General features: G+C 48.5%; 13 protein-coding genes. 4 read left to right on the top strand and 9 right to left on the bottom strand.

The annotated features are described in order from the left end of the window. Nucleotides 1-11: 11 nt before the first annotated feature. The 5 genes from MJ611_RS11230 to MJ611_RS11210 form a co-directional block, all read right to left on the bottom strand. Nucleotides 12-1,313, bottom strand: coding sequence for an anthranilate synthase component I family protein (locus tag MJ611_RS11230; protein ID WP_250429864.1), 1,302 nt, complete (start codon nucleotides 1,311-1,313; stop codon nucleotides 12-14). A gap of 16 nt (nucleotides 1,314-1,329) precedes the next feature. After that, a complete protein-coding gene (locus tag MJ611_RS11225) occupies nucleotides 1,330-2,808 on the bottom strand; it encodes a tetratricopeptide repeat protein (RefSeq protein WP_250429863.1) in 1,479 nt (492 codons plus the stop codon). A gap of 47 nt (nucleotides 2,809-2,855) precedes the next feature. Beyond that, nucleotides 2,856-3,587: a zinc ribbon domain-containing protein gene (locus MJ611_RS11220; RefSeq protein ID WP_250429862.1), complete on the bottom strand. Its 732-nt coding sequence runs from the start codon at nucleotides 3,585-3,587 to the stop codon at nucleotides 2,856-2,858. 3 nt (nucleotides 3,588-3,590) lie between these two features. Continuing rightward, nucleotides 3,591-4,703: a Nif3-like dinuclear metal center hexameric protein gene (locus MJ611_RS11215; protein ID WP_250429861.1), complete on the bottom strand. Its 1,113-nt coding sequence runs from the start codon at nucleotides 4,701-4,703 to the stop codon at nucleotides 3,591-3,593. A 99-nt stretch (nucleotides 4,704-4,802) separates the two neighbouring features. Beyond that, entirely contained in the window at nucleotides 4,803-5,270 is a 468-nt protein-coding gene (locus MJ611_RS11210) for a hypothetical protein (RefSeq protein ID WP_250429860.1), read from the bottom strand. Between the two features lie 132 nt (nucleotides 5,271-5,402). Between MJ611_RS11210 and lpxK the strand changes: the two genes are divergently transcribed. From lpxK to miaE, 3 genes are all read left to right on the top strand, one after another. Next, nucleotides 5,403-6,452 (top strand): tetraacyldisaccharide 4'-kinase, encoded by a 1,050-nt coding sequence (lpxK, locus tag MJ611_RS11205; protein ID WP_250429859.1) that lies wholly within the window; start codon nucleotides 5,403-5,405, stop codon nucleotides 6,450-6,452. Between the two features lie 89 nt (nucleotides 6,453-6,541). Next, nucleotides 6,542-8,428 carry a putative porin gene (locus MJ611_RS11200; protein WP_250429858.1) on the top strand — a complete coding sequence of 629 codons (1,887 nt, stop codon included), beginning with the start codon at nucleotides 6,542-6,544 and terminating at the stop codon, nucleotides 8,426-8,428. Nucleotides 8,429-8,446: 18 nt separating this feature from the next. Continuing rightward, entirely contained in the window at nucleotides 8,447-9,052 is a 606-nt protein-coding gene (miaE, locus tag MJ611_RS11195) for a tRNA-(ms[2]io[6]A)-hydroxylase (protein WP_250429857.1), read from the top strand. Between the two features lie 144 nt (nucleotides 9,053-9,196). Here the strand turns inward: miaE and MJ611_RS11190 are convergent, their stop codons facing one another. Further along, complete coding sequence (locus tag MJ611_RS11190; protein WP_250429856.1) at nucleotides 9,197-10,462, bottom strand: asparagine synthetase B; 1,266 nt, start codon at nucleotides 10,460-10,462, stop codon at nucleotides 9,197-9,199. A 131-nt stretch (nucleotides 10,463-10,593) separates the two neighbouring features. Here MJ611_RS11190 and MJ611_RS11185 point away from each other — a divergent pair, with 131 nt between their 5' ends. Further along, nucleotides 10,594-11,838, top strand: a complete 1,245-nt coding sequence (locus tag MJ611_RS11185; protein ID WP_250429855.1) for an ABC transporter permease — start codon at nucleotides 10,594-10,596, stop codon at nucleotides 11,836-11,838. Nucleotides 11,839-12,010: 172 nt separating this feature from the next. On the opposite strand, the gene MJ611_RS11180 is transcribed toward MJ611_RS11185, so the two are convergent. The 3 genes from MJ611_RS11180 to MJ611_RS20635 form a co-directional block, all read right to left on the bottom strand. Then, a complete protein-coding gene (locus tag MJ611_RS11180) occupies nucleotides 12,011-12,640 on the bottom strand; it encodes an OmpH family outer membrane protein (protein WP_250429854.1) in 630 nt (209 codons plus the stop codon). Between the two features lie 84 nt (nucleotides 12,641-12,724). Continuing rightward, a complete protein-coding gene (gene mtaB, locus MJ611_RS11175; RefSeq protein ID WP_250429853.1) occupies nucleotides 12,725-14,044 on the bottom strand; it encodes a tRNA (N(6)-L-threonylcarbamoyladenosine(37)-C(2))-methylthiotransferase MtaB in 1,320 nt (439 codons plus the stop codon). Between the two features lie 195 nt (nucleotides 14,045-14,239). Beyond that, the gene (locus MJ611_RS20635) at nucleotides 14,240-16,081 is read right to left on the bottom strand and encodes an LTA synthase family protein (RefSeq protein ID WP_250429852.1); all 1,842 of its coding nucleotides are present in this window, start codon (nucleotides 16,079-16,081) and stop codon (nucleotides 14,240-14,242) included. Nucleotides 16,082-16,299: the final 218 nt, after the last annotated feature.

The raw sequence follows: 16,299 nt of genomic DNA, 5'->3' as shown, positions 1-16,299 counted from the left end.
GCAGGATTGAATTAATACTGACCAACCGAGCCGAGCACCTTAAGCATGGCCTGTGCTTTCAGGAGGCATTCTTCGTACTCTTTTTCGGGTACGGAATCATAGGTGATGGCACTGCCTACCATGAACGACAGATACCCGGTAGCAGCATTGTATTGCAGGCTGCGGATCACAACATTGAAATCGCAGTCGCCATCGGGCCTGATGTAGCCGAAGGAGCCGGAATACAGGCCGCGCTTTGTCTCTTCTGTTGCTTCGATAAGCTGCATGGCCCTGATCTTGGGTGCTCCGGTCATACTTCCCATCGGGAAAGCACCCAACAGCGCGTCAACCAGATCGCATTCCGGCCTGAGTTCTCCGCTGATGGTAGAGATCATCTGGTGCACCTGCCTGAAAGCGTAGATGCCGAACATTTCCTCTACCTGTACACTTCCGGTAGCACAAGATCGGCGCAGGTCGTTGCGCACCAGGTCAACGATCATCATGTTCTCTGCCAGCTCTTTTTCATCGTTGCGCAGCTGCTGTCGCAAAGCTTCATCTTCGGCTGATGTGGTTCCTCTCCTGATCGTCCCTTTGATGGGCTGGGAGATAAGCTTGCGGCCTTCTTTTTTCAGGAACCGCTCGGGTGAGGCACAAAGCAGGTACTTGTCTCTATACTTCAGGTAGCCGCCAAAAGGAGTAGGGGATGCTGCACTCAAAGCCAGGTAAAGCCCAAGCGGATCGAGTTGCACCTGCTCTGCAAAAAACTCCATGCAGTAGTTCAGTTCGTATACTTCGCCCTCCAGTATGTAATTCCGGATGCGCTCCACATTGGCTTTATAAGCTTCCGGACTTACCCGTTGCTTAACTTCCAAACCAAGCGGGGAGGCTGGCGCAGGAACGTGTGTAGCCAGTATACTTGCAAGTATAAATTCAACATTATCTTCTGAGCTGTTTATACTTATATTATCATCGTTAAAGTATACATACACCTCAGGTTCAAAAAAGAAGATTGCCGGAAAGCCTACAAAATCCGGGTGCATGCTTTGCAACTGCTCGGTTTGGTTCTTGAGATCATAGGTAAGACACCCGCACAAGAGCCGGCGGCTATTCTTTAATTCCCGGCGCAGACTGCCAAATGCATGCGCTTCGTCCAGTTCAATAATACTTCCGGAGGAAACAGCCAGAAGATTATCAAAGCTGTTATGCGGGTAAGGAATCTGATGGGAGTCGTAACAGGCAACCAGCGGAAACCGATCAGCCCAGGCCGATGCCCGCAGCTTAAATTCCTGCAAGGATATTGGAAGTGTAGCTGCCTGAATGATAGATGTATACATGTATGCTATTCAATTATTACTCCAGCGACGAGAGTGCCAGTTTTGCTTTGTGGTCGATGCTATTCTTGTACTCGTGCCCTTTGTAATTGAGGGCCTTGCGGTACCAGACTTTCGCTTTTGTAAAATTCTTTTCTTCCTGGTAAAGGTAGCCTAACTGCAGCGCAGCATTGGGAGCAAAGTATAAATCAGACGATCCACATACCCGGATGGTATACTCGTAATGCTGTTTTGCCTCCGCTACCTGGTGCAGCCCGTGGTAAATACGCGCTTTCCGGTAATAATATTCCGCTTTTTCCGGCAACGGGGTATTTTCCGTAATTCGCATCTTGTTCAAACCGGCAAGGGCCTCCTTGTAATAGCCACCATCCGAACGCAGCCGGGCCAGCATCAGGTGATTGTTCAAAGGGGTTTGCTGCTCTACAAAGCGGGCTGCATAGATGTCTTCCTCCACTACTTTGGAGCCTACGCGGTTTATCTCCCGGTAATGCCAGCTTGCCTGTTGTTTGTTATTCCCGAACCAGTTGGCCAGGTATAGTTTGTAATGAGCTGCTTTGAGGTAATGTTCCCCTTTGTGCGTCTCCAGGAAAAGTTTGTTTTCCTGAATCGATCTGCTGTAATCGCCGCGGTACAGGTACAGGTCAGCGGCCATGTGGTGGAGATAAGGGAAGGCAAGGTACTGCGCGCCGGTTGGGCGCTTCAGGTAAAACTGCAGGGCCTGTTCACTTACCTTGGTTTTTTTGTGCAGGTACATGGCAACAAATGTATACAGCAGGTTATCCGGCGACTCCTGTACCAGTTTGTTTACCTGTTGCTGTGCGTCTAGGTCATGCTGCTGATCGAGCAACTGTTGCAGCAGCACATACATCACCTGCGCTTCCTGCTGAAACGGATTGCTGTTGGATGTAGCTGCTTTTAAGTTCGCCATACCTGCCGGAACACTGCCTCGCATTCCGATGATGTTCAGGAACCAGCGGTACGTATCAGGCACAGAGCCAATGAGCACCTGCATGGCACCCAGTGTTTTCTTGTTGGGCAAAAAAGAGGGGTAACGCCTGGCATTGGCTTCGTACTGCAGGTATGCCTGCCTGAACTCCCAGGCAGAAGCCAGCCGGTTGCCCAGCAGCAGTTTGCTTACGGCAAGATGGGTGCGCACCTCCGCTATGCTATAATCTACCCATGCAGAGCGCTCTTTCAGGGAAGTAAGCCGATCCAAACGGTTTTCCTGTGCTTTGACCAGTTGCTCGAACTGTTTTGGGTTCTGCTGCACGCACAAGGTCAGGAAATCCTGGTAATTGGCTACCAGCAGCGCAACCGCGTTTTGCGGATCGCGCTGCAATTCCGCCCGGATCAGATTGCGCCCGTTGCCAAGCCGGAGCTTTATCGTTTCGGCATAAGACCGTGAAATGCCGCTGGTAAAAGTAGAAGAGGCATTGGCACTGATGCCAATAAAAAACGCCAGGCACCACAACAAAAAAAAAGGATGGGGTTTAGCCATCCTTTTGTATGTTCTGTAGAAGCGAAAAACGCTCAAAACATCATCTTTTAGTATACACGCTGCTCTACACCGGCCAGAATTCTGCCGCAGTGCTCGCAAACGATCACTTTTTTCTGAGCTGCAATATCAGCCTGACGCTGCGGAGGAACGGTGTTGAAGCAACCACCACAGGCATCACGCTTCACCTGCACAACAGCCAGGCCATTGCGTACGTTCTTGCGGATTCTGCTGTAAGCGCTCAGCAGGCGGTCTTCGATCTGCTCAGAAGCTGCTACACGCTCCTGCTCGAGCTTGTTTTCTTCTTCTTCGCTTTCCGATACGATCTGGTCAAGTTCGTGCTTTTTATTATCAAGGTCTTTGCGACGCTCTTCCAGGCGGTGTTTTGTACCCTCGATCTCGTTGATCTTCTGATCGATCTGGTAGTGCGCTTCCTTGATCTTCTTCTCAGCGATCTGGATCTCCAGTTTCTGAAGTTCTATTTCCTTGGTGATCGCATCGTACTCGCGGTTGTTGCGGACATTGGTCTGCTGATCTTCATACTTTCTGATCAGGCTTTCGGCGTCCTTTATCGACTGCTTGCGCTGCGCGATCGAGTCGTTCAGAGCCGCTACTTCCTCATCGAATTTACGAACCCGTACCTCATAGCCCTCAATCTCATCTTCAAGATCTCTTACCTCTTCAGGCAGGTCTCCTCTTACGCGTCTAATCTCATCAAGCTGCGAATCGATGCTCTGAAGCTTTAGCAAAGCTTCTAATTTACTGGCTACCGTACTTTCCATGTATTAAAAAGTGTATCTGATAGGGTTAGTGTTGACATTGGTTAAATAGACTGCAAAATTAGGAAAGTTTTTTGAAATAGTGTCATAAAAAATCTCCTTTGTAAACACTTCGCTTTCATAATGCCCGATGTCGGCGATCATCAGGCGGCCTTCCGCGTCAAAGAACTCATGGTATTTAACATCGCCGGTTACCAGCGCGTCGGCACCTTGCCGGATAGCGTCTTTGATCAGAAAGCTTCCGGCACCGCCGCAAACTGCCACACGCTTTATTTTTTTGCTGCCCACAGACGTATACCGCAGCCCCTGTAATTGCATGTGCTCTTTCAGATAACGCAGGAAATCTGGCTCAGACAGTGCTTCTTCCAGTTCCCCGATCATGCCTATGCCTACTTCCTGGTTCTGGTTTTCCAGGGAGGTCAGGTAATGAGCCACTTCTTCGTAGGGGTGCGCCTGCAGCAGGGCCTGCATGATGTTGTTTTTCAGGAAAGACGGGAAGATGACTTCCACGCGATTTTCCTGCACCTGTTCCGGTTTGCCGGGTGTACCTATGGTTGGATCGGCATTTTCGGATGGCAGAAAGCGCCCGGTACCCTGTACCTGGAAACTGCAGTTGCTGTATTCCCCGATCTGGCCGGCACCTGCTTTGTGCATGGCCTGCAGCACTTCTTCCGTATTTTCAACCGGCACAAACGTAACGAGTTGCATCAGCGTCTGAGGTTTTCCGGAAAGTATGCGAACGTTCTGCAGCTGCAGTTTTTCTGCAATTTTGGCATTTACGCCGTTGTGTACGCTGTCGAGGTTGGTGTGGCAGGCATAGATGGCAATGTTGTTGCGGATTGCTTTTATGATGGTACGCTCCACATACGTACGGCCGGTTAGGCTTTTTATACCTTTGAAAATAACCGGATGGTGGGCTACCACCAGGTTACAGCCTTTTTCTATCGCATCGTCCAGCACGGCTTCGGTACAATCCAACGCAACAAGCACCCCCCGCACTTCATCCTTTCGGTCGCCTGTCTGCAGGCCGGAGTTATCGTAACTTTCCTGGTAGGAGAGTGGAGCCAGTTGCTCCAGCACTTGTATAACATCGCCGATAGTGGCAGCTGAATTCTTCATGAAAAGATCTATTGTTTGGCATTTTTACTCTTGCCAAACTTATTAAGTTGATGGGAAGCAGCAAAATTATTTATTCGTTTTGCTGCTTCCCTGTTATGGCTAACTGCCGGTATGCTTTACCAGTTTAAGGTAGCCGCTGCCGGGAATAGGCCGGACTTCTTCTCCGTTAAACCGGTAGGAAGTATAGGTAAAATCTGTATAGCATTCCTGTTTGTTTACTTTGTAGCCAACTGTAAGCGTATCGGTATCTTCCTTACTGTAATGGATCAGCAGGTTTACCGTAGATTTTGTGTACAGAACCGGGTAAGTCTCATACAAAACCGTGTTCAGGCTCTCGTCGGGTGTTTTGAACAGGTAATCGAAGGGCTCGTGCTCCAGGGTAAATCTAATAGAATCCGGATGCAGAATTGGATTTTGAAGAGAAGTTAAACTTTGTCCCTGCTGATCTACAAAATAGAACACTACAGGGGCCGGCGGGTCGGGTTGCACCGAGGTGCACTGCTTACAGCCCTGTGCCAAAGCAAGCAGGGAAAGCAGTAATAGTACTAATACATTGTTTGCTTTCATGTGAACAAGGGTAAATAGGGCGCTTGAATATATAATTCTCTAAATATATAAACTTTTGGTTATACATAAAAAAACTGCTAAGAAAGTTTTCGTATGATTTACATTAACTTTGCCTCTGCTATCAGCTAAAACATGACGTACCTTAAACTGCTCTTGTGGCCTTTCTCTTTGATCTATGGAAGTATTATGGCGCTCCGTAATAGCTTTTATGATAAGGGAGTAATGCACTCAAAACAGTTTACACTTCCGGTGATCGCAGTAGGTAACCTGACGGTGGGAGGTACTGGTAAAACGCCGCATGTCGAGTACCTGCTGCGCTTGTTACATGAGTATAAAACTGCGACGCTGAGCAGGGGCTACAAACGTAAAACAAGAGGATTTATACTTGCCGGATCCAAAGATTCTGCCGCTACATTGGGCGATGAACCCTACCAATACTACACTGATTTCCCGCATGTTACCGTGGCGGTATGCGAGGATCGCGTGAAGGGTATCGAAAACCTGCTAGAGCTGCAACCAGAGCTGGAGGTAGTGGTGCTCGACGATGCCATGCAGCACCGCCCTGTGCAGCCTTCGCTTAACCTGCTTATTTCAGATTATTACCGCCCGTTTTACCATGACCTGGTAATGCCGGCTGGTTTGCTGCGTGAGCCAAAAAGTGGTGCCCGTCGTGCGGATGCCGTGATCATGAGCAAATGTCCGCCAGACCTGAGCAATTCAGAAAAGAAAGCCATTCTGCAGAAAATCCGGAAATATACGCGAGCGCAAACCCCTGTATTTTATACTTCCTATACCTACGGCACACCGGTAAGTCTTGGACGCAGGCAAGCACCAGGCAAAGAAATCGTGCTGCTAACAGGCATTGCAAACGCCAAACCATTAGTAGAGTACCTTCAGGGAGCAGGTTATACTATAAAACAGCACCTGGAGTACCCAGATCATTATGCCTATACTTCTGAGGACCTGCTGAAGCTGCAGCAACTAGTTAAAGGGAATGAGAACATAAGCATTCTCACCACGCGCAAAGATGCCGTAAAGCTTGTTACTGAAGAACTACGGAGTATACTTTACCAGCTACCCGTATTTTATATTCCGATTGAAGTGCGGTTTTTAGATGAGGTAGAACAATTTGACCGACTGATTTTGCAGCACGTGCAGGAGCGAAGCGCCAGGAAAGTATAAAGCGCGATACCGGCAACAAAGGTTTGGCAGTTTACTTATTCCAACTGTAATCTACGTGCTTGTTGTGCGAAAATGACTAATTTTGAACTGTGAAAGAAAAGCTACTAGCAGGAATATTGCTGATACTTGGCCTTGTGGTAAGCGCACCGGTCGCTGCCCAGGTCATCGATGACTCTACCCGTGTTCTCTATAGCCCGAAAACTACCCTGCAACTTTACGAACGGGACGTATTGCAGGGACGGTATATAGAGCAACGGGTCGATACCTCGATCAACAACATGTACAACGAGCGCTACTGGTTTCATGACACAACCTTTTTCCAGCACCTGGGTAATGTCGGCACCGCAGCACAGCCGCTCCTTTTCCGTATGCAGCGCAATATTGGAGTTCGTTATGGCAAGAACGCCTTCGACCGTTATGCCTACGATGCAGAAAACATAAACTACTTCGATACCCGCTCCCCGTACTCGCATTTATACTATGTGCAGGGGCAGCGTGGCGAAACCTTGTTCGAAGGTACGTATGCCCGCAACATCACACCCCGCCTGAATGCAGGGATTGCCTATCAGATCCTAACTGCCAACAAGCAGCTGGGGCCTTCCAACGACGGACTGATAGATAACCAGGCGGTAAAAGCTTTTACCCACTACCGCTCCAAAAACAAACGCTACGATCTTTTTGCCAACTTCACACACTTAAATCAGGAGCAAATCGAACAGGGCGGCATTCGGCCGGGACCTGAAGACACCCAGGACAGTCTTTTCCGCTACGAGCTGGAAACAGTATACCTGAACCAGGCTGCATCTCAGGAGATGCGCAACAAGGTACATGCGCTGCAGATCCTCAAACTGGCTGGCGAGAACCTGAAAGTATACCATACTCTTGACTGGCAAAAACAAAGTAATGAGTACCAGGACAGCCAGTTTCCAACTGGTGATGAACTGAATATTTTTTACAAGAACTACCTGTTTGATTCCACTCGCACAAAAGACGAAACCTCTTACCGGGAATTACAGAATGCCGTTGGCTTTACTGGTAACACCGACATCTCTTTTTACCAAGCATACATCAAGCACCGAAACGCACGCATTAACTACAGCGTACTGCAAGCGCTTACGATCGGGGAAGACTCCGTTATTAACCAGACACGTACGGAGGAGTCAAACTTTAACCAGATACTGGTAGGAGGGCAACTGCGCCTAAACTATGGTAAAAAAGCACTGATATTAGTTGACGGTGAGTTTCAGCTTACGAGAGATTACCGGGTGCTGGCGCAAGGTAAGCTGGGGCCTTTCACGCTGTCGCAGGAGCACGTGCAACGTTCGCCCTCCCTGGTAGAGCAGCGCATGCTAAGCAATCATTTTGAGTGGCGTAACGACTTTACCACCGAAGTAACGGATCAGAGCAGGTTCGGCTTCGAAAGCAAACTAGGAGAGAGACAATTCCTTCGCCTGGGTGCCCACTACACCAATATCAAGCGCCATATTTTCTTTAACGAGGAGGCATTGCCGCAGCAATTATCTGGAAACCAGCGCTTGTACGGCGCTGAATTGACGCATCACATCCGTTTCGGTGGGCTGCACTTCGAGAACTTTGTAGCGTATACCAACACCGATAAAGCAGAAACCATTCGCATACCGGAGTGGCTCGTAGACTCCAAACTATACTTTCAAGGCTTTATCTTTAAAAAGGCGCTGCTCGGGCAGATCGGCGCGGAGATGTACCTGCCAACAGGGTATAAAGCAGACGCTTACATGCCGGTAACACAGCAATTTTACCTTCAGAACGGGTTCCAGGTAAAGACCTACCCGGTTGTGGACGTGTTCATAGCAGCCGATATCAGAAGCCTGAACGTGTTCCTGAAGATGTCTAATGTGGGGGATGAGCTATTTGCACCAGGCTACTTCGTGACGCCCTATTATACAGGCATGCGCCGCAGCTTTGTTTTTGGCCTCAAGTGGATGTTCTTCGATTAAAATCAGTTAACCTGTACCATGTCTACACAATCAACCAAAACCATACTTCGCTTACAACTGCTTACCGACCCGCGCTGGGTGAACATTGCTGAAAAGAATATTGAAGATATTCTGGTTGACCATGCGTATTGTGAGCAGAAAGCCGCCACTTCCGCTATATCGCTGATCGTGAAGTACCCGGACAAAACAAGGCTGGTAGAAGAGATGACCGACCTGGTGGCAGAGGAGTGGAGCCATTTTGAGCGAGTGTTAGCGGAGCTGAAGAAACGTGGCTGGGGCCTTGGCCGTAACCGCCCCGATGAGTACGTAGTGGAGCTCGCAAAGCACATCCGAAAAGGAGGGAAGCGGGAGCGCCAGTTGATGGATCACCTTCTGGTGAATGCGCTTATCGAAGCGCGTAGCTGTGAGCGCTTCAAGCTGCTTTGGAAGAACATCCAAGACGAAGACCTGCAGAAATTCTACTACGAACTGATGGTTTCCGAAGCCGGCCATTATGTAAGCTTTGTAAAGCTGGCCAAAGAATACATGCCCGTAGAGGAAGTGGATGCCCGCCTGAAAGAACTACTGGAAATAGAAGCCGATATCATCCGGAATCTGGAGCCTCGGCCGGATCGGATGCACTAGAACAGAGAACAGGTATCAGTAGACAATTATCAGGTACCAGTAAGCAGTCAACATTCCAAAATAAAGTATAAACGTAAAAAAGGCCGGTGAGAAATGCACCGGCCTTTTTTACGTTTATTGATTACTGTTTTCTACTAACTGAAATCACGTTTTCTGCTTTTTCTTTTTCGCTGCCGGAAACAGGATATTATTCAGGATAAGGCGATAGCCTGGAGAGTTGGGGTGCAGGGCAAGATCGGTAGGGTCTTCACCTACCAGGTGCTGGTAATCTTCCGGGTCGTGGCCGCCATAAAATGTCCAGGTACCTTTGGCGTACGTGCCGTGCATGTAGCGGATCTCACTAAGCTCTTTGTTCTCGCCCATTACGACTACTTCCGGTTTAACCGTACTCTTGCGGAAAGCTGTGGTCTGGCCCATAAACCCTTTTATGGTTTTGGCATGGTTCTGCGTGAGCATGGTCGGGATTGGGTCCCATTTGGCAGAGAACGTGAACAACTGGAAATAGTCGTTCGCTTCTGTAACCGGGCGCTCCTGCGGTTGCATGTCGATCGTTGAATACTCGTATTCCAGAGGGTTGCGCATCAACTTAAAATCCTTGAAAGCAAAGGTCTTGCTGAAGTCAAGTTTTTCCTGTGCCTGAGGGTCCACACCATCGCCGTCGTACATCACATCCACCATGTCCACACCTTCACCAGCCAGTGCAATATCATAGGTGTCGGTGGCAGAGCACATGGCAAACAAAAAGCCGCCGCCCGCACAGAAGCCCTTTATCTTACCCACTACAGCAGATTTGAGCTGCGATACTTTTTTAAAGCCCAGCTTGTGGGCCGACTCTTCTGCTTCGCGTTGCTGCTCCTGGTACCAGGGATAATGCCGGTAACTGGCATAGAATTTTCCGTACTGACCAGTAAAGTCTTCGTGGTGCAGGTGCAGCCAGTCATACTTGGGCAGGTCGCCCCGCATGATTTCCTCATCGTAGATGATATCGTAAGGGATCTCGGCATAGGTGAGCACCAGAGTTACCGCATCATCCCAGGGCATTTTTGATTTGGGTGTATACACCGCCACCTTCGGCACTTTCTCCAGCTTCATGATGTCCATGTTCGCCTCCGGGTTGTTGATCTGGTTCAGGATGCTGTTATACTCGGCATCAGAGATAACAGTATAGCTGATGCCACGCACTACCAGCTCATTCTCAAGCTGTGTTGCATGCTGAAAAGCAAAGCTGCCTCCCTTGTAATTCAGAAGCCAGTCTACGGGCACATTCCGGGAGAGTACCCAGTATGCTGCCCCATAAGATTTCAGGTGATCCTTCTGTGTCTCGTCCATCGGTATCAGTACCGTAGAGGCCATACCCTTGAAGGCAACAAGCAATGCAAAACTGGCAAGTATAAAGAAGCGGCCTAGCATGAAATATATCTTAGTATGAACAAATGTATTAAAACAGGCTCAGATTTCAGAAAATGAAGCTATCTTAGATGCAACAGTGTATTACTGCTATACTTAACGAAATAAATACAAAAAAGCGCACAATTACCTGAATGAACCTGCTCGAAAATATACGCGAAGGACTGAGAGCTATTAAGAGTAACCTGCTCCGCACCGTGCTTACCGGCCTGATCATTTCCATCGGTATCATGTCGCTGGTAGGTATACTTACGGCGGTAGACAGTATGAAGCACTCGTTGAATCAGACTTTTTCCAGTCTTGGCGCTAATTCTTTCGATATCAGGAAGAAAGGTGGCAATAACCGTGGTAGCCAAAGAGGGCGCGTCGAAAAAGTTTATCCTGCTATTACCTATGATCAGGCCCGCCAGTATAAAAGTTTGATGGAGAAGGACGCCCGGGTGAGCCTTTCGGCCTTTGTATCGGGGGCAACCGTTGTAAAAAGCGCCACAGATAAAACAAACCCGAACATAAGCGTAATAGCCGGGGACGAATTTTACCTGCAGAACCAGAACATGAACCTCGAAAGAGGACGTGCCTTTTCAGCTTTTGAACTCGAAAATGGCAGCAACGTGGCTATCGTAGGCAAAGAAATTACGGAAAAATTATTCCCGAAGACAGATCCTGTCGGGGAGTACATCTCGCTTTTAGGCCGCAGGTTTAAGATCATTGGCCAGCTGGAAAAGCAGGGAAGCAGCATGGGCGGGGGCGGAGCCGATCGCCGGATAATCATACCGCTTGAGACGGGCCGGCAGATACCACAGACAAACAACGCTGTACTTACCTACGACATCAAAACAGCGATCAGCAAGCCCGAAGAACTGACGTATGTGATGGGCGAGGCTACCGGCATCATGCGCAACGTGCGCCAGGATGGATTAGGCAAGGAAGAATCCTTTGAGATCAGGCGCAGCGATTCGCTTATGCAGAGCCTGAACGAAATTTCCGGTTACCTGAAAATAGGAGGCTTTGTCATCGGGTTTATCACGCTGCTGGGTGCTTCGGTTGGCTTGATGAACATCATGATGGTGTCGGTAAACGAGCGAACACGCGAGATCGGTGTACGCAAAGCGCTCGGAGCCACTTCGCTCCAGATACGCCAGCAGTTCCTTATCGAGGCTATTGTGATCTGTCTGCTTGGTGGGATAACAGGTATAATCCTGGGCATTATCATGGGCAACGGCATAGCAGCCCTGATCGGAGAAGGCGGTTTTATTGTTCCCTGGTTATGGGTAATCGTGGGGCTCACGATCTGTGTGGTGGTAGGTGTAATTTCAGGCTATTATCCAGCTTACAAGGCCTCCAAGCTCGATCCAATCGAATCGTTGAGGTATGAATAACAGAGGAACAGTGCACGTGTCTACTCAAAACATAAGTAGCAGCTGCAAATCATACTTCCTGGTACTTTTGTAAACTGATAACAAATAAAAAGAGGCTGGTGATGAACCAGCCTCTTTTGTTTATACAGATCTATACTTGGGTTCCTATCTCGCCAACATATAAACCAGGCAATTACTTTTTGCTATCTTCTTTCTTAGTAGTGTCTGCTTTTGCAGTGTCTTTCTCAGATTTATACTTCTCATTCAGACCTGCCAGCACTTCTGTAGTGATGTCCAGTGTAGAATCGCCGTAAAGGATAGCGCTATTACCACGTGAATACGTCAGCACCATTTTGTAGCCTTTTTCCTGGCTCAGCTGCTTCAGATACGCTTCCACACGGTCGTAGATCTTCTTCATTTCTTCGCCTTCTTCGGCTGCCAGGTCGTTTCCGGCTGACTGGCTGATGCTTTGCAGTTGCTGCTGTTTCTGGGCCAGGCGCTGCTCCGTGGTAGCACGCTGCTGAGGAGACATACCGGCAGCAGACTGCTGGTAACGGGCAACTTCTTTCTCAAATGCCTGCGCCTGCGACTTCAGGTTCTGCTCGGCTTTCTGAGACTTACCTTGAAGGCGTGTACGCACATCCTTGAAGTACTCGTAGTTAGTCAGCAGCGAATCAGAATTAACGTATGCAATTTCAGGTGTTGCAGCAGCTGCTTCACCAGTTGCTGCAGTAGTAGCGCCGGCTCCCGGCTTTTGTTGATTACAGGCAGCTATCGCCAGGGAAGCTACAGCCAGGCCTAATACACTTTTAAATAGTCTCACAGGTAGTTTAATTGGTTTCTGTCGGCTGAATATACAACAAAGTAATAAATAATCAACTTCGGAAAGTATAGATATAGCAGGCTTCTAATGTTTCAGCACCTCCGCGTAGGCTTCCTCGGCTTCCATCAGGCTTTCTTTGTTTATACCTGTCAGGCGCACGTGCTTGGTCTCGTTTACCAGCACCGGATCATACTTGGCAACAACCCGCACATAATTCTCTGTAAAGCCTTCCATCAGGCCGTCCTTCACGTCGTCCTCGAACAGCACATGAAACTCCTTGCCAATGTTCTGCTCGTAGAAGTGGCGCTTTTTCTTTTCAGAAAGGATGCGCAGCATATCAGCACGGCGATTGCGGTCTTTTATACTTACTTTACCCGGCATATCAGGAGCCAAGGTGTTTTCGCGCTCTGAGTACGGGAACACGTGCAGGTAACTTACATCCAGGCCGTTAATAAAGTTGTAAGTCTCCAGGAAGTCCTCTTCCGTCTCACCCGGGAAACCAACAATCACATCCACCCCGATACAGCAGTGTGGCATCAGCGATTTGATGGTAGACACACGATCAGCATACAGTTCCCGCAGGTAGCGGCGGCGCATCAGCTTCAGAATCTTGTTAGATCCTGACTGCAATGGAATGTGGAAGTGCGGCATGAATTTGTTGCTGTTCGCCACAAACTCAATAATATCATTGCTCAGCAGGTTGGGCTCGATAGAGGAGATACGAAAACGGTTGATGCCTTCTACCTTATCCAGTTCCTGAACCAGTTGGTAAAATGTTTCCACGCGTTTGCCTTCCTGCAAGCCAAAATCACCGGTATTCACACCGGTCAGCACGATCTCCTTCACACCTGACTCAGCAATCTCGTTGGCAGAGCGCACCACATTTTCGATGGTATCGGAGCGGCTGTTTCCCCGTGCCAGCGGTATGGTACAGAAAGAACAGGAGTAATCGCAGCCGTCCTGCACTTTCAGGAACGTGCGGGTACGATCGCCAAAAGAGTAAGAATTATGGAAGGTATTTGCTTCTGAGATGGCGCTGGCCAGTACCTGGGGCTTGTCTTGCTTTACAAATCCATCCAGAATGTCTACCAACTGGAATTTCTCGGCGGCACCCAGAACGGCATCCACTCCCGGAATTTCACTGATCTCTTTTGGTTTGAGCTGCGCATAACAGCCTACTATGGTAATAAACGCATCCGGAGAGTGCTTCTGCGCCTCCTTCACGATCTTACGACATTTCTTGTCAGCATTGTCTGTTACAGAACAAGTATTGATGACATAAATGTCGGGCTTGTCAGTAAACTCCACTTTCTCAAAGCCACGCTCCTGGAACATGCGCCCGATGGTACTGGTCTCTGAATAGTTGAGTTTACAACCTAATGTATAAAATGCTACTTTTTTCATAATCAGGCTGCAAAGTTACTAAATTAATTTGGAGATGTGCGGATTTGAAGATCTGGAAATAAGCGCATGTTTCTGCGGTCTAATGAGAATGTGCTAGTTCATAGCAAGCGGCTAAGTTGCCGTAGACTATACTTTGTGCTTTGCTTCTCATCAACACATTTTAAATCTACGAATCTCCTCATCTTCAAATCAATCTCACTTCCTTATAAAATCTTCGAAAGAATACTGCATAAACGCTTTGCCATACTCCAGTTGCTGGTCGGTCACGTTCTCGTCTTTTAAGATTATCTTCCTGCCTACGTTATCAAACGTAACGACGCCATCCGGCGTCACACAGCCAAAGCCGTCGTTAAACACATAAAAAGCAAAAGGCTTGGCTTTGGGTGATAGCAGGTTTTGTCCCCATTTAAACTCCTCATATGGCATGCCCAGTTGGTGCAGCAGCGTGGGAGCTACGGAAGTTTGATCACCTACGGTAGCTATTTCTGTACCTTTAACAGATAAGGCACCACCCGTAAGTATAAAAGGAATCCGGAATTTAGAAGGCAGGTAGTTGGCATCATCGCCCGGAAGCGGATGTCCGTGGTCAGCAACCAGCACCACCAGTGTATTAGCCCACCAGGGTTGCTGCTTTGCTTTCTCTATAAACCTGCCCAGAGCCCAGTCGGTGTAGTATACTGAGTTTCGGAACTTCGCTGCATTATCCGAACCCGGAAACTTAGGCTCTATGGGAATTTCAAAAGGCTCGTGGCTACTGAGAGTATAAATGGTCGAAAAGAAGGGCTTTTTCTCATGGTTCAGGTCCTGCAACACCCGCTCGAACAGCACATGGTCGTGGGCACCCCACTTGGAATTGTAGCTCTCCGCCGGAAAAGCATGCTTGTCGATAAGTTTGTCATAGCCACCGTTGAGCAGGTATGATTTGATGTTGGCAAACTCCAATTCGCCGCCGTAGTAAAAGCTCGTGCTGTAGCCCTGCTGTTCGAACACTTTGCTCAGTTGCGGCAGCTTCTCGGTTTTTTTAGGCGTTTTGATAATGGAGGTTACTGTCTGAACCGGGTAACCGCTCAGCAGGGCAACCATGCCTTTTTCGCTGCGATCGCCGCTGGAGTAGAAGTTTGTAAAGCTGATGCCTTCCTGCGCCAGCGCATCCAAGTGAGGCGTAACGCCCTGCTCACCACCTAAGCTGCCGATGAACTTGGCTGTATAGCTCTCCAATATAATAAAGAGGACGTTGGGATTCTGAACGGCTAACACGGTTCGAACTGTATCGGTTTGTGCTGCCAACAACTCCTGTACTTTGGCTTCTGCCGCTTCAGTAGCCATGTATTGGTAAGGGTTGTTGCTTTCCTTGTTATACTTGAGCAGCGCGTGCATCAGGTTCCAGGGCATGTTTAAACCGGCATGGTTAGCATACGGATTATCAGAGAAGTATACCACACTCTGGTTGATGGGTATCTGCTGCACGCCACCCCTAAGAGGCAACACCAGCAGCGCCAGGTATAAAACCGCCAGACCTGCTAAGAGAAATTTTGGTATGGCGGGCAGCGCAATACGACTGTAATCAAAAACAAACCTGTACAATAGGATAAAACCTCCACTGATAGCTATTGTTACGATCGTGAGCAGGAACAGGGGAGCCGCAGCAGCAGAAGCGGCCATTTCGGTAGGGGTGCTGAGGTATTGCAACGGTGTAGCATCCAGACGATAGCCCCAGAACGAATAGAGTTCTAAGTCGGCAGACAGGAGCAGGGAGAGGAGCGCCAGCATGCCATACGTATAATACCGGATCAATTTACCCACCTTTGCTTTGGGCAGCACCATAGCTACACTAATAGCCAGAAAGGGAATAACGCTCAGGTAGGCCGTGAACGAGAAATCCAGTTGCAAACCCTTCAGGAAAATGGTCAGAATATCGGAGCCGCTGAGTTTTTCAGTGCGTGGCAGATGATACACCATAAATACCCCCCGGGCTACCACAAAGTATAGCACCCAGAAAAGGAAGTAAAAGGGCTGGTAAAGCAAATTTGGTTTCACGGTGCAAATATAGCTAAATGCTACGCTCCTGATAACCTTCAGCAAAAGAAGATGATTCCAATAAGGCCTTCATTTTACCAGGCCATCCCAATAAAATGACAAGATCAATTAAAGCACCCCCTATATAAACACAGGGGCAAAGATGATTTTATAGAGAGTTTTATCAAGAACCCCCTTATTTTTTAACCCCCTTTATAGGAATTATTGTCTTTATCTTT

It is taken from the genome of Pontibacter ruber, assembly GCF_023630205.1.
Classification (GTDB): domain Bacteria; phylum Bacteroidota; class Bacteroidia; order Cytophagales; family Hymenobacteraceae; genus Pontibacter; species Pontibacter ruber.
Note: the sequence above shows the minus strand (reverse complement) of the source record. Positions and strands in the feature narration are given on the sequence as shown.